Source organism: Rhizobium sp. PRIMUS64 (assembly GCF_023006465.1).
Lineage (GTDB): Bacteria > Pseudomonadota > Alphaproteobacteria > Rhizobiales > Rhizobiaceae > Rhizobium > Rhizobium leguminosarum.
Map to the genome: position 1 here is coordinate 21,180 of NZ_JALBGX010000060.1, position 19,532 is coordinate 40,711.

Annotated in this window: 21 protein-coding genes; 12 read left to right on the forward strand and 9 right to left on the reverse strand. The window is 62.1% G+C overall.

What is annotated here, in order from left to right; translation table 11 throughout:
• Positions 1-167: 167 nt before the first annotated feature.
• Complete coding sequence (locus MOV76_RS22215; RefSeq protein WP_026188599.1) at positions 168-551, reverse strand: hypothetical protein; 384 nt, start codon at positions 549-551, stop codon at positions 168-170.
• Between the two features lie 199 nt (positions 552-750).
• Here MOV76_RS22215 and MOV76_RS22220 point away from each other — a divergent pair, with 199 nt between their 5' ends.
• The 5 genes from MOV76_RS22220 (at position 751) to MOV76_RS22240 (ending at position 5,650) form a co-directional block, all read left to right on the forward strand.
• Complete coding sequence (locus MOV76_RS22220; RefSeq protein ID WP_247265296.1) at positions 751-2,028, forward strand: alpha/beta hydrolase; 1,278 nt, start codon at positions 751-753, stop codon at positions 2,026-2,028.
• Between the two features lie 181 nt (positions 2,029-2,209).
• Complete coding sequence (locus tag MOV76_RS22225) at positions 2,210-3,460, forward strand: FAD-binding oxidoreductase (RefSeq protein WP_247265297.1); 1,251 nt, start codon at positions 2,210-2,212, stop codon at positions 3,458-3,460.
• Between the two features lie 8 nt (positions 3,461-3,468).
• Positions 3,469-4,179, forward strand: a complete 711-nt coding sequence (locus tag MOV76_RS22230) for an SDR family oxidoreductase (protein ID WP_027681937.1) — start codon at positions 3,469-3,471, stop codon at positions 4,177-4,179.
• A gap of 15 nt (positions 4,180-4,194) precedes the next feature.
• Complete coding sequence (locus MOV76_RS22235) at positions 4,195-5,232, forward strand: 4-hydroxyproline epimerase (RefSeq protein ID WP_247265298.1); 1,038 nt, start codon at positions 4,195-4,197, stop codon at positions 5,230-5,232.
• Between the two features lie 64 nt (positions 5,233-5,296).
• On the forward strand, positions 5,297-5,650 hold the full coding sequence (locus MOV76_RS22240) for an ADP-ribosylation/crystallin J1 (RefSeq protein ID WP_247265299.1): 354 nt from the start codon (positions 5,297-5,299) through the stop codon (positions 5,648-5,650).
• Positions 5,651-5,769: 119 nt separating this feature from the next.
• Here the strand turns inward: MOV76_RS22240 and MOV76_RS22245 are convergent, their stop codons facing one another.
• The gene (locus tag MOV76_RS22245) at positions 5,770-6,438 is read right to left on the reverse strand and encodes a TetR/AcrR family transcriptional regulator (RefSeq protein WP_247265300.1); all 669 of its coding nucleotides are present in this window, start codon (positions 6,436-6,438) and stop codon (positions 5,770-5,772) included.
• A gap of 81 nt (positions 6,439-6,519) precedes the next feature.
• On the opposite strand from MOV76_RS22245, the gene MOV76_RS22250 reads away from it, so the two are divergent.
• Entirely contained in the window at positions 6,520-7,260 is a 741-nt protein-coding gene (locus MOV76_RS22250) for an SDR family NAD(P)-dependent oxidoreductase (RefSeq protein WP_018447709.1), read from the forward strand.
• A gap of 75 nt (positions 7,261-7,335) precedes the next feature.
• Here MOV76_RS22250 and MOV76_RS22255 read toward each other — a convergent pair whose 3' ends face one another.
• The 7 genes from MOV76_RS22255 to MOV76_RS22285 all read right to left on the reverse strand — a co-directional run bounded on the left by MOV76_RS22255 (position 7,336) and on the right by MOV76_RS22285 (position 13,380).
• Positions 7,336-7,716 (reverse strand): TfoX/Sxy family protein, encoded by a 381-nt coding sequence (locus tag MOV76_RS22255; protein WP_247265301.1) that lies wholly within the window; start codon positions 7,714-7,716, stop codon positions 7,336-7,338.
• On the reverse strand, positions 7,709-8,071 hold the full coding sequence (locus MOV76_RS22260; protein ID WP_247265302.1) for a nuclear transport factor 2 family protein: 363 nt from the start codon (positions 8,069-8,071) through the stop codon (positions 7,709-7,711). The genes MOV76_RS22255 and MOV76_RS22260 overlap by 8 nt, the downstream gene beginning before the upstream one ends.
• On the reverse strand, positions 8,068-8,649 hold the full coding sequence (locus MOV76_RS22265; RefSeq protein ID WP_047617150.1) for a TetR/AcrR family transcriptional regulator: 582 nt from the start codon (positions 8,647-8,649) through the stop codon (positions 8,068-8,070). The genes MOV76_RS22260 and MOV76_RS22265 overlap by 4 nt, the downstream gene beginning before the upstream one ends.
• Before the next feature lie 242 nt (positions 8,650-8,891).
• The gene (locus MOV76_RS22270) at positions 8,892-10,439 is read right to left on the reverse strand and encodes a bifunctional diguanylate cyclase/phosphodiesterase (protein ID WP_247265303.1); all 1,548 of its coding nucleotides are present in this window, start codon (positions 10,437-10,439) and stop codon (positions 8,892-8,894) included.
• Between the two features lie 338 nt (positions 10,440-10,777).
• Complete coding sequence (locus tag MOV76_RS22275) at positions 10,778-11,452, reverse strand: hypothetical protein (RefSeq protein WP_247265304.1); 675 nt, start codon at positions 11,450-11,452, stop codon at positions 10,778-10,780.
• 220 nt (positions 11,453-11,672) lie between these two features.
• On the reverse strand, positions 11,673-12,149 hold the full coding sequence (locus MOV76_RS22280) for an RbsD/FucU family protein (RefSeq protein ID WP_027681929.1): 477 nt from the start codon (positions 12,147-12,149) through the stop codon (positions 11,673-11,675).
• Complete coding sequence (locus tag MOV76_RS22285) at positions 12,133-13,380, reverse strand: ROK family transcriptional regulator (RefSeq protein WP_047617146.1); 1,248 nt, start codon at positions 13,378-13,380, stop codon at positions 12,133-12,135. Before MOV76_RS22285 ends, MOV76_RS22280 begins: the two co-directional genes overlap by 17 nt.
• A gap of 227 nt (positions 13,381-13,607) precedes the next feature.
• Here MOV76_RS22285 and MOV76_RS22290 point away from each other — a divergent pair, with 227 nt between their 5' ends.
• From MOV76_RS22290 to MOV76_RS22315, 6 genes are all read left to right on the forward strand, one after another.
• Positions 13,608-14,627 (forward strand): sugar ABC transporter substrate-binding protein, encoded by a 1,020-nt coding sequence (locus tag MOV76_RS22290; RefSeq protein WP_003556143.1) that lies wholly within the window; start codon positions 13,608-13,610, stop codon positions 14,625-14,627.
• Positions 14,628-14,782: 155 nt separating this feature from the next.
• Positions 14,783-15,847: an ABC transporter permease gene (locus MOV76_RS22295; RefSeq protein ID WP_012755861.1), complete on the forward strand. Its 1,065-nt coding sequence runs from the start codon at positions 14,783-14,785 to the stop codon at positions 15,845-15,847.
• A 2-nt stretch (positions 15,848-15,849) separates the two neighbouring features.
• Positions 15,850-16,632, forward strand: coding sequence for an ATP-binding cassette domain-containing protein (locus MOV76_RS22300; protein WP_018244589.1), 783 nt, complete (start codon positions 15,850-15,852; stop codon positions 16,630-16,632).
• On the forward strand, positions 16,629-17,261 hold the full coding sequence (locus MOV76_RS22305; RefSeq protein WP_113542686.1) for a nucleoside triphosphate hydrolase: 633 nt from the start codon (positions 16,629-16,631) through the stop codon (positions 17,259-17,261). Before MOV76_RS22300 ends, MOV76_RS22305 begins: the two co-directional genes overlap by 4 nt.
• A 112-nt stretch (positions 17,262-17,373) precedes the next feature.
• Positions 17,374-18,420, forward strand: a complete 1,047-nt coding sequence (gene pyrC / locus MOV76_RS22310) for a dihydroorotase (RefSeq protein WP_130728763.1) — start codon at positions 17,374-17,376, stop codon at positions 18,418-18,420.
• A gap of 177 nt (positions 18,421-18,597) precedes the next feature.
• On the forward strand, positions 18,598-19,532 hold a 935-nt coding region (locus tag MOV76_RS22315; RefSeq protein WP_247265305.1), incomplete at its 3' end, for a diguanylate cyclase.

The window sequence follows — 19,532 nt, forward strand, 5'->3', positions numbered from 1 at the left end:
GTATCACTATCTTCGTAAGCAGCGCACTCCTCCTCCCAGCGCTCTTACATCGGACTGACAACACTCCTCCTCCCAGTTGTCAGTCAGGATCAAGAGCCCGGCGCACCTCCTCCCGCGTCGGGCTTTTTTCTTTTCCTGAAAGTCTGTTTTCTCCCAAGTCGAATCGATCAATTGCCAATACGGGCAACGCCGCTTTTGCCGTTGTCCCGGGTCCATTTGACCTTGTTGGCGCCGGCGCGTTCGAGTTCGAAGCACATCGGCTTGCCCTTGTTCCAGCTCTGGAATTTCTGGCAGAGGCGGTTGGCGTCGATCCACCATTGGCCAGTATCGCTTGGCTTGACATAGCGGCCGAGACCGATCGCCTGGCCGTTGCCGTCGACCTTGCCGGAAGAACGGAAGATCAGTGGCAGTTCACCGCCAAGCGGTGTGGAGAGGTAGACCGTCTTGCCGATGATGTCGCGGCGGATGTCGGCCTCGCCAAGCGTCTCCGTCGAGCCGAGAGAAGGCATCAGCATCAATGTCGATAAGCCTGTGATCGCGAGCAACTTCATCACCCTGATCCATCGATTGAATGTGATCGGACAAAACGCCGTGGACAGCCGAAAGTTTCAGGCGCAATTCCAGCAAAAGCGCGCAGCGGTTCTCACAGGAATGCTCTTGTCCACCTCCCGCGGTTTGACTCGGCAAGCCTCGTCGGACTATTTGAACGGGCGCCGCCTGTCCGGGGCGTGAACCGATTGGAGTTTGGTCATGATCGGCAAAAGGCGCGCCCCGCGCGCGGCCCTGGCAGGCCTTCTGGTTGCAACGATGGTGCTCGCCGGCTGCGGCGGCAGGCCGGTCGGTGTCATGCAGGCGGCCGGCACCGTCGCCCCGGGCACCTCGAAGGTCGATCTTCTCGTCGCCACGACGCGCGCTGCCGACGACAATCCCGCCGTGCTTTTCTCCGGCGAACGCGGCACTGGGCTCGCCGTCAATGCCGTCGACGTCTCCATTCCGCCGGAAGCCAATCGCAAGGTCGGCCAGGTGCAATGGCCAAGCCGCCTGCCGGCCGATCCGCTGCGCGACTTCGTCACCATTTCCGTCGATCCGCTGGAAGGCGAGCGGGCCGGCGAGACCTGGCTGAAGACCCATATGCCGAAGAGCCGCCGGGTGCTGGTCTTTGTCCACGGCTTCAACAATCGCTATGAGGATGCCGTCTACCGCTTCGCCCAGATCGTCCATGATTCGCATGCCGACGTCGCCCCGGTCGTCTTCACCTGGCCGTCGCGCGGCAGCATCTTCGATTATAATTACGACAAGGAAAGCACCAACTATTCCCGCGACGCGCTGGAGGAGCTGCTCACCCGCACCGCCGCCAATCCTGCTGTCAGCGACGTCACCATCATGGCCCATTCGATGGGCACCTGGCTCACCGTCGAAGCGCTGCGGCAGATGGCGATCCGCAACGGTCATGTCGCCTCGAAGATCAACAATGTCATCCTCGCCTCGCCGGATCTCGATGTCGACGTCTTCGGCCGCCAGTTCGCGAGCCTCGGCAAGGAAAGGCCGCACTTCACCATCTTCGTTTCGCAGGACGACCGGGCTTTGGCGCTGTCGCGGCGCATCTCCGGCAATGTCGACCGGCTCGGCCAGATCGATCCCTCGGTCGAACCCTATCGCAGCAAGCTCGAGGCGGCCGGCATCACCGTGCTTGACCTCACCAAGCTCAAGGGCGGCGACCGGCTGAACCACGGCAAGTTCGCCGAAAGCCCCGAGGTGGTGAAGCTGATCGGCGACCGGCTGATTGCCGGCCAGGCGATCACCGATTCCAATGTCGGGCTCGGCGAGGCCGTCGGCGCGGTGGCGATGGGCGCTGCCCAGACTGCAGGAAGTGCCGTCAGCGTCGCCGTCAGCACGCCGATTGCGATCTTCGATCCGCGCACCCGGCGCAACTACGACGCCCAGCTGAAGCGTCTCGGCCAGTCGATGAACAACACCGTCGGTTCGGTCGGCGACAGCGTCGGTGCCAGCCTGCCGGAAAGCCAATAAATTCCACAGAGCAATTCCAGCAAAAGTGCACAGCGGTTTTGCGTTTCGGAACTGCGAAAGCCAAAGAGATAGGGAATTTCCCGTAATTCGGAGAAAACGGAAATTCTCTAGGCATCCCATCTTGATGTGATATATCAGGCTGACGACGGCAATTCTGTCTGCCGTGCGATGGGTTGATGGCATGGCGGATGAGATGAAGAAGAGGGTAGCGGTCGTCGGCGCGGGCGTGATCGGCGCCTCGATCGCTTTCGAACTGCAGCGGCGCGGCCTTGAGGTGACGCTGATCGACAAGGGTGAGCCGGGTCGCGGCACCTCCTTTGGCAATATGGCAAGCATCGCGCTCGATTTTGCCGCCGGCTCCGGCCCTTCGACCTGGAAGAAGATCCCCGGCTGGCTGCTCGATCCGGAAGGGCCGGTCTGGCTGCGGCCCTCCTATGCTGCCAGAATGCTGCCCTGGTTCCTGCGCTTCCTCGCCGCCGGCCGGCCCTCGCGTCTCCGAGAGATCGAGGATGCCGGCATGAGCCTGTCCAACCGCGCGCTCGGCGATTTCAGGCAGATGCTCCAGGCGATCGGCGCACCCGAATTGATGACCGAGGAAGGTTGCCTGGCGATCTACGAGACCGAGGCGGAATTTGCCGCCGATCGCGGCCATCTCGCCATGATGCAGCGCTACGGGCTCGAATTCGAGGTTTTGAGCAACGGCGCCATCCAATATTACGAACCCACCCTGTCACCGGCGATTGCCAAAGCCGTGCTGCTTCCCGACAACAAGTCGATCCGCGACCCTTATCAACTGGTGGTGAAACTCGCTGACGCCGCCAAGGCTGCGGGCACGACCTTCGTCTCCGGCACTGTGCGGAATATCGAGCGCAGGGGCGATGGCACGGCCGTCGTTCTCCTCGAGGATGGCAGGCGGATCGAGGCCGGTTCGGTGGTGCTTGCCGCCGGCGTCCACACCCGTTTCCTTGCCGAAAAGCTCGGCGAGCCGATCCCGCTCGAAACCGAGCGCGGCTATCACACACAGATCATGAAGCCCGGCATCTCCATGCGTTATTCGGTGATCTGGCCGCATCGCGCCTTCATGGTGACGCCGACGGCGGGCGGCATCCGTGTCGGCGGCAATGTCGAGCTCGCCGGTCTCGATGCCGCGCCGGATTTCCGCCGTCCGCGGGTGCTGGTGCGCCATGCCCAGCGCGCGCTGCCCGGCCTGAAGGTCGAGGAGACGACGGAATGGATGGGTCATCGTCCGGCGCTGCCCGATACGATCCCGATCATTTCGCCGTCGTCGAAAATGCCCGGCGTCTTTTATGCGACCGGCCACGGCCATCTCGGCCTGACCTTTTCGGCAACGACAGCGCTCGTGATCGCCGATATGGTGACCGGGCTCAAACCATCCCTCGATGTGACCCCGTTCCGCATAGACCGCTATTAGGAGGCCCGATGTCCGATACCAGCAAACCCGTAGCGCTGATCACCGGCGGCGGCCGCGGCATGGGCGAGGCGATCGCCCGCGAGCTCTCCGCCCAGGGCTATCAGTTGGCGCTGATGTCGCCGTCGGAAAGCTGTGAGAAGCTGGCTGCCGAACTCGGCGGCGTCGCCTCGCGCGGCGTTGCCGAAAAGGCCGAGGATCTCAAGGCGATCTTCGACCTGACGATGAAGACCTATGGCCGCATCGACGCCGTCGTCAACCTGAGCGGTCACCCGCCGAAGGGCGACCTGCTCGATATTTCAGACGAGAACTGGACGCTCGGTTCCGACATGATGATCCTGTCGCTGGTGCGCATGGCCCGCCTGGTGACGCCGGTCATGCTGAAACAGGGCAAGGGCGCCTTCGTCAACATCACCACCTTCGCGGCCTACGAGCCGTCGCTGGTCTTCCCGGTTTCCTGCACCTATCGTGCCGCTGCCGGCGCCTTCACCAAGCTCTATTCGGATCGTTATGCGGCCGACAATATCCGCATGAACTGCATACTGCCGGGCTATATCGACAGTCTGAACCACAAGCCCGAGACCGCCGAGAAGGTCCCGATGAAGCGCATCGGCCATGTGGAGGAGATCGCCAAGACCGCGGCCTTCCTGCTCTCCGATGGCGCCGGGTATATCACCGGCCAGAATATTCGCGTCGATGGCGGCGTCACCCGTCACGTCTGATCTGGAGTTTTCGATATGAGATGGAAGCGCACGATCCAGTTGCTGGATGTCCACGCCGAAGGTGAGATCGGCCGCGTCGCGATCGGCGGCGTGCCGAAAATCCCGGGCGATACCATTGCCGCCCAGCTGCACTGGCTGAACACCGATCCGAAGGGTGACGACCTCCGCCGCTTCCTTTGCCTGGAGCCGCGCGGCGCGCCGATCGGCTCGGTCAACCTGCTGCTGCCGGCACGGCACCCGGAGGCCGACGCCGCCTTCATCATCCTGCAGCCCGACCAGGCGCATGCGAGTTCCGGCTCGAACTCGATCTGCGTCACCACGGCCTTGCTCGAATCCGGCATCGTCGAGATGAAAGAGCCGGAGACGATCGTCACCCTCGAAACCGCCGCCGGCCTGGTCGAGGCGACGGCGACCTGCCGCGACGGGCGCTGCGAAAAGGTCAGGCTGACGATGGTTCCGTCCTTCGTGCATGAGCTCGATGTCGGTATCGACACGCCGCATTGGGGAAAGATCAAGGCCGACATCAGCTATGGCGGCATCTTCTATGCGCTGGTCGATGTCGGCCAGATCGGTCTGACGATCGAGAAGGCCAATGCCGCCGGCCTCGTCCAGGCCGGCATGATCCTCAAGGAGCTGATCAACCGCGGCATCAAGGTCGTCCATCCCGAGATCCCGGCGATCTCGGGCGTCGCCTATGTCATGTTCCGCGATACCGAAGCCGACGGCACGGTGCGCACCTGCACCACCATGTGGCCGGGCCGCGCCGACCGCTCGCCCTGCGGCACCGGCAACTCCGCCAATCTCGCCACCCTTTATGCCCGCGGCAAGGCCAAGGTCGGCGACGTCTTCACCTCGAAATCGATCATCGGTTCCGAATTCGAGGTCGGCCTCCAGGCAGTGACCGAGGTGGCCGGCCGCCCCGCCGTCATCCCCACCATCACCGGCCGCGGCTTCACCTTCGGCCTGACCCAGGTAGCCCTCGACCCCTTTGACCCGCATCCGAACGGTTTTGCGCTGACGGATGTCTGGGGGCCATCGGCCGGGGAGATTTGAACGCGAGGAGCATGATGCAGCTTTGCTCGCTGCGAGGCTGTCGGATTGTTGCAGAGAGAAGAACATGAGCAAGGATATCGAGACCGTAACACTGTGGCGTCCGGTCGGGCCTGAGGAGCTGGCGCTTATTCGCGATCTCGACATGCGCGGATTTCCGCCGCGCTTGCCCGACCAGCCGATCTTCTATCCCGTGCTGTCGGAAGATTATGCAGTCAAGATCGCGCGCGACTGGAATGTGCCGAGGAGCGGGTCAGGCTTCGTGACGAAGTTTGAGGTGAGAAAGGATTACCTCGCCGACCATGCGGTTCAGGAAGCGGGCGGCCGGGCGCATCTTGAATATTGGATACCTGCGGAGGAGATGGATCAGTTCAACGCGGCGATCATCGGAACGATCGAGGTCACGAAGACGTTTCCGTAACCGTTTCCCGTTCTTCGGGAACGGTGCGCCTCGGCTTGGCTGATGCAAGCGGTGTTGCTCCCGAAACCGACTGACCAAGGTGACGCATGAGCATCCGCGTAACAATATTTGAAACGCGATCAGCCCCGCCTGCGCTCAGCATCCCCGGTTCGAGTGTCCCAACCCAGCATGGCCAGCTCGGCCACGGCCTCCAGTTCGCCACGGGTCGCTCCGTCGCGGGCCAGGATCGACATGCCATTCTGAACGGTCTGCACGAAGCGGGCAAGCGCGTGGACGTCGGTCGAGACTGGAATTTCGCCTGCTGATATCGCCTGGTTCAGGCGCAGCTTCAGGCGCTCGAGCGTGACGGCGCGGGCGGCTCGCACGAGTTCGCCGAGTTCCACATGGCCCTCGCTGCCGACCGAAGAGAGCGCCACCATGCAGCCGCGGGGAATATCCACGACACAGCCGGTCAGGGCAGCGGCCGAATCCATCAGGAGCGACATCACCGCTTCACGGGCCGTGCCCGCGGAGAGGAAGCCTGCCCAGACGAGCGCCTCGTTGTTGTCGCGATAGTGGCGCAACGCCTCGGCATAGAGCGCCTCCTTCGAGCCGAATGCCGCGTAAAGACTCGGCGATCCGATCCCCATCGCCTCGGTGAGATCGGCGATCGAGGTCGCCTCGAAGCCCTTGATCCAGAACAGGCGGGTTGCCCGCGCCAAGGCTGTTTCCCGATCGAACGCCCGCGGCCGCCCGCGACTGCGGGCAGGGGTTTTATCGGCTTCCGAGATCTCATCCGATTTTTGCATCGATCATTATATAAACCCATTGACACCCCATCGCAACGTGCCTAGCTATTTATATGTCGATCACTACAGAAAGAGAAGATCATGACAGAACTGGCTGGAAAGCGTGCCCTGGTAACAGGTGGCTCGCGTGGCATCGGTGCCGCCATCGCATTGGCGCTTGCCGACAAAGGCGCTGATGTCGCCATCACTTATGAGCGTTCGGCCGATCGCGCCGCCGAAGTCGTCCGGGCGATCGAGCGCAAGGGCCGCAAAGCGCTTGCTATCCAGGCCGACAGCGCCGATCCGGCGGCCGTGAAGCGCTCGGTCGACGAGGCAGCCCAGGCACTTGGCGGTCTCGACATTCTCGTCAACAATGCTGCAATCGCGCTTTACGGTGCGATCGCCGACGTCAGCGTCGAGCAGATCGATGCGCTGCTGGACGTCAATGTGCGATCGCCTCTGCTCGCTTCGCAGGCCGCCATTCCCTATCTGCAGGCGGGCGGCCGCGTCATCACGATCGGCTCGGTTGGCGCCGAACGCATCGTCGGTGATACCGGTACGGTCTATTTCATGACGAAATCCGCGCTCCACTCGTTTACCCGCGGCCTCGCGCGGGAACTCGGATCTCGCGATATCACCGTAAACCTCGTCCAGCCGGGTTCGACCGACACCGATATGAATCCCGCAGACGGCGACTTCGCCGACTTCCAGCGCGCCCTCATCCCACTTGGCCGTTATGGCGAGCCGGAAGATGTGGCGGCCGCTGTGGCTTTCCTCGCAAGCCCTGCTGCAAGGCACATCACCGGAACCATTCTCACAGTGGATGGCGGCCTGAACACCTGAATCGGGAGGTGTTGCTTCCGGCCCTCAAAAGACAGGGGGACCGACAGATGGCGGCCCTTCTTTCTCACTTATGCGCTAGCCGGAAGGGGTGACGGCCAGGATCGTGTCGGAGAGCCTGTGGCCGGGCGTGGGGGTCGCGTGCAATGCGCGCTCCGCGTAGCTGTGCAGCAGCGCAGGGTCGTCGATCACATGTGCCGGGACGGCGTAGTAGCGGCGAACCGTCACCTCCCTCCCGGCAGCGCGGTAGCGGAACGGTTCGGAGCCATCTGCCTCGAACTCCGCGCGCATCGCTTCGTCGACGCGGAGATACAGCGTGCCCTTCATGACGAACCCGAACTGCGCGCCGTTTCGAACCAGGGCGGATCCGCCGAAGAAGCGCCTGATATCGATGCAGCCGGCTGGGGCGATCTGGCTGGCAAAGTCGAGCGCCAGCCCGCGTGTCGCCTCGCTACTCATGGTGCTGCTCCGCCAGAAGATCGAAGAAGCCGGTGATCGCGCCGAATCGGCCATCGGAAATCACCCCGAAACTCGTGCCGGTCTGCAAGACCCTCTCGTCTTCGTGGCGCAGTGCCCAGCGCGCCAGAGAACGGTCATTATGGTGGAGAACGCTCAATATCTTGAACCGGCCTCCCGGCATGCTCTCCTTGAAGCCCGCCATATAAGCCGAGAGACCGGCGCGCCCCGCGATCGCTCCATTCGGGTCGCAATAGGTCACCTCGTCAGCGAGGCAAGCCAGCATTTCCGGCTCGCGAGCGTCAGCGTCCAGCGACCAGATGGCTGCATATCGATTCCAGAGTGCCTCAGGTGTCATGACATCGTCTCCAGTTGATTGAATTCATCTTCTATCGCCTGCCGCAGGCCGGCCTTGTCATCGCCACCGCGAATGAGCACGAGGAGTCCCTGATAGAAGGCCAGAAGGCGGGTGGCTGTCCTGTTCGCCTTGGCTCCGTCACCGTCTCGAGCGATGGTCGGCACTTCGGTCAGCCTCGAGCGGAATGTGGTACGAAGGAGGCCGAGCGCCGCTTCGACACGGGGATGCGGATTGACGCCGCCGCCGAATTCCACCGCCATATTGGTGATCAGGCAGCCAAGGGAGCCATCGTCGGGCTCATGCAGGAGCGACAGGAACAATTCGCGCAACCCTTGAAGCCCGCTTCCTGGCGGCGCAAACCGCTCGATCCGTCCCTCCAGCACCGTTCGGTGGTAATGTTCGAACGCTGCGTCGAAGAGGCCGGCCTTGTCGCCGAAGGCGTGATAGATGCTTCCGCCCTTGAGCCCCGTCGCCTCCTCGAGGTCTCGGATTGATGCAGCTTGATAGCCCTGCTTGCGAAAGATGTGCATCGCCCCCGTCAGCACCGCCTGCTCATCGAATTCCCGCGTTCGGCCCATCGTCGCTCCAATTCTTTATCGATTGTTCTAGAATGACCGATAAAGAATTCAAACGCAACTGCCTCAGTGACTTTCGGCGAAATTCTCGCCGGCCGACCTCGGTCATCCCAAGCGCGTGGGCACCCATCGCTTAAGGTTTAGGATGATGTTTCGGTGGAATGGCCGGTCGGCCAGGTGGACGGCGCTTGTTCGAAGACAGCCTCCAGCATCTCCAGGCTGAATCCGACATACCGCGGCCCCCATCAACCGCGTTGCAAAACTCTGGCGCTGACCTGGCCTGTGGCAAGCTTCTCGGCCGGCGCTGGCCTGCCAAGCAGATAACCTTGGCCGATGTCGCAACCCAGGTCCTGAAGCCGCTGAAGTTGGCTCTCCTCTTCGATACCCTCGGCGGTTATCGTCACGCCAAGTCCCACACCGAGAGCGATGATCGCCTTGATCACCTTGTCTTGCTTGTCATCGGTCTCGAATGAAGAGACGAAACTCCTGTCGATCTTGATCTTGTCGAACCGGTAGTTGGATAGTTGTGAGAGGCTGGAATATCCTGTTCCAAAGTCGTCGAGAGCAATCCTGACGCCCGCGTTCACCAGATCGTCGAGGACGATTCGTGCCGTGACAGCGTCCTGGATGATGGCGCTCTCCGTCACCTCCAGCTCGACCCTGTGCGCCGGCAGACCGACATCGCCCAATATCTTGAGAATTCGCAGGCCGAGTAACCGATCGCTCAGTTGGATCGGAGAAAGGTTGAATGACAGGACAAGCTCATTTGGCCAGGAAAGCGCATCGGTGCAGGCGTGGCGAAGCAATTGGTCTGTCAATTCGACGATCAGACCGGCTTCCTCTGCCACAGGAATGAATTCGTTCGGTGGGATGAATTCGCCGGAGGCCGTCTTCCAGCGCGCCAGGGCCTCGAAGCCGATAATCCGATTCGTCTTCAGGTCTACGAGCGGTTGATAGTAGGGAACGATCTCGGCCTTCTTGATGGCTGCTCTCAGATCAGCTTCCACTCGAATCCGCTTTGCCAACTCGTCCTGCATCGAAGCCACGAAGGGCTTCACCAGATTGCGCCCCTGCTTTTTGGCGACATACATCGCACAGTCGGAATGTCGAATGACTTGACTGAGGTCATCGCCGCTCTCCGGATAAAGCGCGAAGCCGACACTGGCGCCGAGGTCGACGGCGACACCATTGAATGTGAACGGCTTGCCGATCAAAGTCACTATGCGGTTCCCCAACGCGACAAGATCGGGATTTCCGGTGCGCCGTGCCAGAACAACGAACTCGTCTCCGCCAAGGCGGAAAACGTGCTCGCGGGGAAAGAGGGAAGAGAGCCGCTGGGCAACAGTCTTTAGCACCGCATCCCCGTGATCGTGCCCGAGGAGATCATTGATCTTCTTGAAGCCGTCGAGATCGATGCTGAACACGGCGTAGGTTTCTTGTGCCCTTTGATCGGTCATCGCCTGTGCGCATACGGAATCCAGAAACCTGCGGTTAGGCAGTTCGGTCAGCGTGTCGTGACAGGCGATCCAGTCTACGTTCTTTTCGGCCTGCAGCCGGCGATTGACCTCCCTCGAAAGATCCCGGATCCTCAGCGCGGAATAAATCAGCCCGAGAAACCCGGAGATATTAAGGGCGAGGAGCGCATGGTCCAGCGGATAGTCATGATGCTTTTCGATGAATCCATCCAGCCCTTCATGCCATTGGAAGAGCCAAGACAGGCAGAAGAGAAGCAGGAAGATCGCGAGCCAGGCAACGATCTCCATCTGCGGTCTGGTTGGTTGGATGCGAGGCATATGAACAGGCTCCTGTTGTGTGAAGAGCCGTCATGGCCAGTTTGCTACGCTCGTATCAGCGAATGCCGACGACGGATGGCGCAACTTCACGGCATCGGCGATCCTACGCCGTGATCGAAGACCGCCTCAATTCATTCGGGCGGAATTAAGAGGGCCGGTATCGCAATGGCTGATGAAGCCGCGCAGCACCGACAAATCCCAAAGATCGTGCGCTTGGTAGGTTAATGGTGGGTTGCCTTTGCGAAGGCACGGGAGTTTCGCTGCGCACAATGGATATCTTTGCCGTAAATCGGATGAGGATTCGGTTCCTGTCCATCGGTCGCGCATCCCGGAGCCGATCAATCTGCCAGCATCGTATCCGCCAGGCTGTAGCAGTGGCTCGCCTGATAGGCGTTCCGGCCCCGGTTCATGTGCGTCACATTGAAAGTCCGAATGGCGCGCAAGATGCGACGCTCCGCGAGGAATTTGCGGATCGAGGCCGAGCCCCGCACATTGATGCCGAAAATGTCCTCGCCGCGCGGAAAAAAGTAACCGACGTCTTCGGGCGTCGTGACGCAGTGCTCGAGAAAAGCCGCGTCCACGTCGCCCTGCGCGGGTGAATGGTCGGTGGTGAAATGCGAAAGATGCACCAGGAATCGTGCACGCAGCCCTTCGCCGTCGGCGTAGAGCGTGAAAAGCTCCATCCAGCTCGCATTAACGCGGACGAGCGGCTTGTCGGAAGTCGAGGGCAGACAGGAAACTGACCAGTAGTGACGCTCGGTCTTGCGCGGGATGGGGATGCAGGTCTGCCCGTATACCCCGAGAATTTCCAGAACGTCTTGCGCCTGCGGGCGACGAAGCAGCTTCTGGAACCGCGCGACGTACTTGAACCGCTGTTCCAGGGACTCCAGACGCTCTTCAGCGTCGATCAAGTCTGCCTCGCCTTCTATCCAATCCCGCTGCTGCTCAGGATCAAGAAACTTGCGCAGGCCGGTGGTGCTGCGACGAGGGGTCGTGCTTATGTCAGGTGCCATGCGAGATCCGTCTTCTCATCGCTTCACCGGCCTGATCCCGCGACGTCGGCTCTTGGTGGTGAGGCGCCGTTCGCAGCCGAGCGGTTTGCCGGCGCGGTGGACCAACGCACCGGCCGCACAATAACATCCATCGAACGAATGGCGAAGACTGCCCTTCAGCCGGCCCGAAAGCCAAAGCCCGCCAACGACCAAACCGCTGCGCACTTTTGCCGGAATTGTTCTAGTAAACGAACGGATCGACCCCGGCCGCAGCATGGGTGCCCGGCTCTTTCGGATAAATCACACCCTTGCGCAGGATGATGTTGGCATAGAGCCTGGGCTCGCCGGTCTGGATCACCGCATGGGCGGTCTTCACCCTTCCGTAGAAATCCTGGCCGATCAGCGGCACCACCTGGCGGTGCGGCTCGTGGCGCGCGCAGCAGTCGATCATCTCCTCATGCACCGGATCGAGCTTGTCGCGCTCGGCCTTGACGGTCGAGCGGAAGATCGCATCAGTCACGAAATCGTCGATCGGCAGCACGCTGAGCACGGCGTTGAGAACCGGGATGAGGTGGTGGCCGTCGAGCCGGATCAGCCGGCGGGCATGTTCGACGCCGGGATAATTACCGTCGACGATGGCGATCTCGTCGCCGTGGCCCATGGCGCGAAGCGTAAAAAGCAGCTCCGGGCTCAACAGCGGATCAAGTCCTTTCAGCATGGTCTACCTCCTTGAAGAGTACGTTCTGGTCGGTGAGGTAACGCGCAAAGATCGGCAGGCTGGCGCCGCCGATGGCGCGCGCCTGCGCGCCGACCGCGCCCTCGATGATTTCGGGCATGACGACGCCCTGCAGGTCGAGCTTGGCGGCTTCGTCGATGGTGGCCTGTACCACCCGGCTGCGCACCCAATCGGGAAAGCCGCCGTCGATGACAGCCGCGCTGAAATCGACGATCGAGGCGGCGGCAACGATCGCCTGCGCCAGCGCCTTGGCGCTATCCTGGATCCAGGCTTCCATCGGCTCGCCGAAATCCACCCAGCCGTCGGCGGAATACCACAGCGGCTCGGGATCGATGCCGCGCTCGCGCAGCATGTTTTCGAGCACGAAGATCGAGGCGATTTCAAGCAGCTGCATCGTCTCGCCGTTCTTGCCGCGCACGGGCAGCGGCCCGATCGCGCCTGCCGTGCCGGTGCGGCCGGAAAAGATTGCCGAATTCAGGACGATGCCGCCGCCTATGAAGGAGCCGATGAAGAAATAGACGAAATCCGGATAGGACGGTCCGACGCCGAAGACGAGCTCGGCGCCGCAGGCGCTGGTCGCATCGTTCTGCATGAAGACCGGATGCGAGACGCGGGCGGCGATGTCGGCCTGCAGGTCGACGTCGCGCCAGACCTCCATGGCGCCTGCCGGCGCACCCACCTCTTCGGCCCAGTTCCAGAGCTCGAAAGGGGCGGCGATGCCGAGGCCGGCGATGCGGCCACGCTGCTTGTCGTCGAGCCGGTCTTCCAGCTCCCGGATGCCCGAGGTGACGAAGGCGAGGATTTCATCCGGCAGCGGATAGGCATAGGTCCGGTGCAGCTGCATGCGGATGCGGCCGACGAAATCCATCAGCACCAGATCGGCGCTGCGCCGGCCCATCTTCAAGCCGAAGGAATAGACGGCATCCGGATTGATATGCATCGGGATCGACGGCTGGCCGACACGGCCGCGCACCGGTTCCCCGCGCGACAGCAGCCCTTCCTTCTCCAGCACCCGCATGATGACGGAGACGGTCTGCGCCGACAGCCCGCTGCGGCGCGCGATATCGGCCTTCGACAGCGCACCGTAGAGACGCACCAGCGACAGCACGAGCCGTTCGTTATAGGCTCGCACCCTGACCTGGTTCGCACCGCCGGCCGGATTCAGAATTGGTGGCGGAACCGGTGTGTGTTCCGGTCCTTCCAAGGACGACATGGCCGCTCCTCCCGATTGTTGGCCTATGCCCTAATTCGATTGAGCATGCCACATCGAATTAATAATTCAATTGGATTTATTTATTGACAAGCCGATTTCTTTTCGCTCTTAATTGCCGTCGTCAAGGGCACGGGACCGCTGGGAGGCGTTAGCGATCCACGGCGAAGTGCTATATCTTAAATTCCGGCCCCGCAGGGGCGGCGCCGGCAAACTCTGGGAGGAGTTCCATGAAGAAATCTGTTCTCGCTTTCGGCGCGCTCGCGCTTGGTGTCACCTTTTCCGCTCCGGTCATGGCGGCTGACGTTGCTGCCTGCCTCATCACCAAGACCGACACCAACCCCTTCTTCGTCAAGATGAAGGAAGGTGCGACCGCCAAGGCCAAGGAACTCGGCGTCTCGCTGAAGTCTTATGCCGGCAAGGTCGACGGTGACAGCGAAAGCCAGGTGGCCGCGATCGAAAGCTGCATTGCCGACGGCGCAAAGGGCATCCTGATTGCTGCTTCCGACACCAAGGGCATCGTGTCTTCGGTCAAGAAGGCCCGTGATGCCGGCCTGCTGGTCATCGCTCTCGACACACCGCTCGAGCCGGCCGATGCCGCCGACGCCACCTTCGCCACCGACAACCTGCTCGCCGGCAAGCTGATCGGCCAGTGGGCCAAGGAAACGATGGGCGACAAGGCCAAGGATGCCAAGGTCGGCTTCCTCGACCTGACCCCGTCGCAGCCGACGGTCGACGTTCTGCGCGACCAGGGCTTCATGATGGGCTTCGGCATCGATCCGAAGGATCCGAACAAGATCGGCGACGAGGACGATGCTCGTATCGTCGGTCATGACGTGACCAACGGCAATGAAGAAGGCGGCCGCAAGGCCATGGAAAACCTTCTGCAGAAGGATCCGAGCATCAACGTCATCCACACGATCAATGAGCCGGCCGCTGTCGGCGCCTATCAGGCGCTGAAGGCCGTCGGCATGGAAAAGAACGTGCTGATCGTCTCGGTCGACGGCGGTTGCCCGGGCGTGAAGTCGGTCAAGGAAGGCGTCATCGGCGCCACCTCGCAGCAATATCCGCTGATGATGGCAGCCCTTGGCGTCGAAGCGATCAAGAAGTTCGCCGACAGCGGTGAAAAGCCGAAGCCGACCGAAGGCAAGTCTTTCTACGACACCGGCGTCTCGCTCGTCACCGACAAGCCGGTCTCCGGCGTCAAGTCGATCGACACCAAGGAAGGCACGGACAAGTGCTGGGGCTGAGCCCTGATTGCTGAAAGCAGACCGGCCGGGGCTTGATCCCCGGCCGTTTTCGACGGACGATGTGCCGTCGCCTCACGAACCGGCTAATCAAAGACCGGATGGATATCGGTGACGGCCCCCGCGCGAGTTCGGCGCGCGGATGCGGAGGAGGAACCATGACCGGAACACAGGAATTCGAACGTGTCCTCGACGGCAGCGACAAGAGCGTTGCCTCCTTCGAGCACGAGAAAGTCTCGCTGATCAAGCGCGCGCAGCATTTTCTGCACTCGACGCCGGCCGCCGTGCCGCTGATCGTGCTGGTGCTGGCGATCGTCATCTTCGGGATCACCATCGGCGGACGGTTCTTCTCGTCCTATACGCTGACGCTGATCCTGCAGCAGATCGCCATCGTCGGTATTCTCGGCGCCGCCCAGACGCTGGTCATCCTGACCGCCGGCATCGATCTTTCGATCGGCGTCATCATGGTGATCTCGGCGGTCATCATGGGCAATGTCGCGATCACCTACGGCATACCGACGCCGATCGCGGTCGCAGCCGGCATGCTTGTCGGCGGCCTTTGCGGATTGCTGAACGGCTTCCTCGTCGCCTACATGAAACTGCCGCCCTTCATCGTCACGCTCGGCACCTGGAACATCGTCATGGCGACGAATTTCATCTATTCCGCCAATGAGACGATCCGCGATACCGACGTCGACGAAAAGGCGCCGCTGCTGCACCTTTTCGCCGTGAGCTTCAAGCTCGGCAGCGCCGTGCTCACCCTCGGCGTCATCGCCATGGTGCTGCTCGTCTTGGTGCTCTGGTATGTCCTCAATCACACCGCCTGGGGCCGGCATGTCTATGCGGTCGGCGACGATCCGGAGGCAGCCAAGCTCTCGGGCATTCAGACCAAGAAGGTGCTGCTGACCGTTTATGCCATATCAGGCGTCATTGCCGGCTTGGCCGCCTGGGTCTCGATCGGACGCAACGGCTCGATCTCTCCGTCTTCGGCCGTCACCGATTTTAACCTCCAGGCGATCACCGCGACTGTGATCGGCGGCATCTCGCTGTTCGGCGGCCGCGGCTCCATTCTCGGCACGCTCTTCGGTGCCATGATCGTCGGCGTCGTCTCGATGGGCCTCAACATGCTCGGCGCCGACCCGCAATGGAAAGTCCTTTTGACAGGCGTGCTGATCATCGCCGCCGTCGCCATCGATCAGTGGATCAGAAAGGTTTCGGTGTAATCATGGCTCGCGAACCCCTTCTCACCGCCCGCGGTCTCGTCAAGCGTTATGGCCGCGTGACCGCGCTCGACAATGCCGATTTCGACCTCTATCCGGGTGAAATTCTCGCCGTCATCGGCGATAACGGCGCCGGCAAGTCCTCGCTGATTAAGGCGATATCGGGAGCTGTCACCCCGGACGAGGGGGTGATTACCCTCGAAGGCCGACAGGTGCAGTTCCGCTCGCCGATGGAAGCGCGCGAGGCCGGCATCGAGACCGTCTATCAGAATCTCGCTTTGTCGCCGGCGCTGTCGATCGCCGACAACATGTTCCTCGGCCGCGAGATCCGCAAACCGGGCGTGCTCGGCTCCATGTTCCGCATGCTCGACCGGCCGGCCATGGAAAAGCTGGCGCGCAACAAGCTGTCCGAACTCGGCCTGATGACCATCCAGAACATCAACCAGGCGGTGGAAACGCTCTCCGGCGGTCAGCGCCAGGGTGTCGCGGTCGCCCGTGCCGCCGCCTTCGGCTCGAAGGTCATCATCATGGACGAACCGACGGCAGCCCTTGGCGTCAAGGAAAGCCGCCGCGTGCTGGAGCTGATCCTCGATGTCAGGGCCCGCGGCCTGCCGATCGTGCTGATCTCCCACAACATGCCGCATGTCTTCGAAGTGGCCGACCGGATCCATATCCACCGCCTCGGCCGGCGGCTGACGGTGATCGATCCGAAGGAATACACCATGTCCGACGCCGTCGCCTTCATGACCGGCGCCAAGGCGGTGCCGACGGAGCCCGTCGCGGCATGACGGCACGCATCGACGAAATCGCCGGCGCAGTTCTTGACCGCGCCGGCCATTCCAAACGTTTCCTGATCGCCATCGCCGGACCGCCGGGTGCCGGCAAATCCACCATGGCCGACAATCTGGCGGAAGCGCTGAAAGCCAGGGGCGAAAGTGCCGAAGTCCTGCCGATGGATGGCTTCCACATGGACAACGCCATCCTGATCGAACGCGGCCTGCTGGCGCGCAAGGGGATCCCCGAGACCTTCGATGTCCGCGGTTTCCTCGATATCATCCGCGCCGTCAGGCTGGCCGATCAGGAGGTTCTGGTGCCGGTCTTCGACCGCTCGCGTGAACTCGCCATTGCCTCGGCCCGGCCTGTTTCGCCCGATCACCGCTTCATCATCGTCGAGGGCAATTACCTGCTCTTTTCGCTCGGCAAATGGGCCGAACTCGAAGGCGTCTTCGACTTTTCGATCATGCTGGCGCCGCCGATCGAGGTGCTCGAGGAGAGACTCTGGGCGCGCTGGCGCGGTTATAAGCTCACCGAAGAGGCCGCCAGCGCCAAGGTCTACGGCAATGACCTGCCGAACGGCCGGCTGATCCTCGAAAACCGCCGCCCGGCCGATGTGACGCTGGAGATCGCGCTGGCGTGATGCCGCGCGACATTCACGAAAAAAAGAGCTAAAGCGCGTCGCATGATTCAATTTCAATGCGACGCGCTTTAGTGTTATCGAGGCCGCAGACGCATCGCTTCGGAGGCCTGCCATGCAATCGATCACCATTCGCCGTCCTGATGACTGGCACCTGCATCTGCGCGATGGCGCCATGCTGGAGGGCGTGATCGCCGATACGAGCCGCACCTTCGCCCGCGCCATCATCATGCCCAATCTCGTGCCGCCTGTCGTCACCACCAGTGACGCCAAGGCCTATCGCGAGCGCATCCTCGAGGCCTTGCCGGACGGCCATCGCTTCCAGCCGCTGATGACGCTTTATCTCACAGAACATACCAGCCCCGATGACGTGGAGGAGGGTAAGAACAGCGGCCTCATCACCGCCGTGAAGCTTTATCCCGCCGGCGCCACGACCAATTCGCATGGCGGCGTGCGCGACATGGAAAAGGCGATGCCGGTGCTGGAGCGCATGGCAAAGATCGGCCTGCCGCTCTGCGTGCATGGCGAGGTGACGACGCCTGATGTCGATATCTTCGATCGCGAGGCCGTCTTCATCGAGACCGTGCTTGATCCGCTGCGGCAGCGCCTGCCGGAGCTCAAGGTGACGATGGAGCACGTGACGACATCGGATGGCGTCGATTACATCAAGGCGGCCAAGGGCAATCTCGCCGGCTCGATCACCACCCACCATCTGATCATCAACCGCAACGCCATCCTCGTCGGCGGCATCCGCCCGCATTATTACTGCCTGCCGGTCGCCAAGCGCGAAAACCACCGGCTGGCTCTGCGTGCGGCCGCCGTCAGCGGTGACGCCCGCTTCTTCCTGGGCACGGATTCCGCCCCGCATGTCGATCCGCTGAAAGAATGCGCCTGCGGCTGCGCCGGCATCTATACCTCGGTCAATACGATGAGCTGCCTCGCCCATGTCTTCGAACAGGAGGGCGCCCTGGAGCGGCTCGAAGCCTTCGTGTCGCTGAACGGGCCGGCCTGGTACGGGCTCCAGCCGAACGAGGAGCGCATCACCCTGTCAAGGCAGGCCGAGCCGGTCGTCTTTCCCGCGAGGATTGAAACCGGAGCCGGTCCGGTGACGGTGTTCGATCCGATGTTTCCCCTGCATTGGCAGGTGGTGCAGCAGGCGTAAGCTTTCTGAATTCAATTTTAAATAGAATATTCATCTTAAACTTCGGCGCGACGTTAAACGCGTAACATTTGCATTGTGCAGTGCATCATTTGTTAACGGATGCATAAGACATTCCTCGTCGCGGAGCCCATAAGCTGCCAACATCTGGCGCGGCAACAGCTGCGGAGACTGAAAAGCATGACGCTTGACTATAACTCTCTCTTGCTGGCGCTCGGCGTCTCCGCGGCATGCCTTGCCGTCACGCTGATGGGCAGTTGGATTGTCCGCCGGGCGGAAACGGTGCTGCTCACCGCCACCATCGGCCTGGTCCTCGTCGTCAGCGGCATTTTCGTCTACAGCGCCTACGTCAATACGCCGGAGACATGGCTGGGCGTTGCCAATTTCGTGCTGTTTCATGCCGGCTTTGCCACCATATGGGGGGCAGGCAGACAGTTCCTCACCGGCCGCCTGTCTATCCCGGCCATCGCGATCCGCGCGCTTGCCGCGATGGTCTTCTCCGTCGTGCCGATGCTATCAGGGTATGACGGCCTGGCCTTCATCGCCGACAATCTCGCTATCGCCCTTTTGCTCTTTGCCACCGCCCGGCAATATTGGCTCGCCCGTGCCGAAGCACCCGCGCCGCTCCTCGGCATTACCGCGCTCTATACGCTGACGGCGATCTCCTTCGTTCTCTGCGCCGCCGTGCTGATCTCCGACGGCAAGCTGGTGCTCGGCAAGGCGCCCAGCAACTGGGCGGAGGATCTCAGCCTCGCCGTCTGCATCGCCGGCATGACCGGGATCGGTGCGCTGTCGTTGGCGCTGCATCAATGGCGGCTCGCTGCCCGCCACCGTCTCGATGCGATCACCGATCCGCTGACCGGCCTGCTCAACCGCCGCGCCCTGTTCGACGAGTACGGCACGCGCCCGATGGGCACGACCACCGCCGTCATCGTCTTCGACATCGACCATTTCAAATCCGTCAACGACCGCTTCGGCCATGCTGCCGGCGATCGCGTGCTCAAGGTCTTCGCCGGCGAACTCGCGGCCAGCTGCCGCACCGGCGACACCGCCGCCCGGCTCGGCGGCGAGGAATTTGCGCTGGTGCTGAAGGAAATCATGCCCGGCCGGGCGGA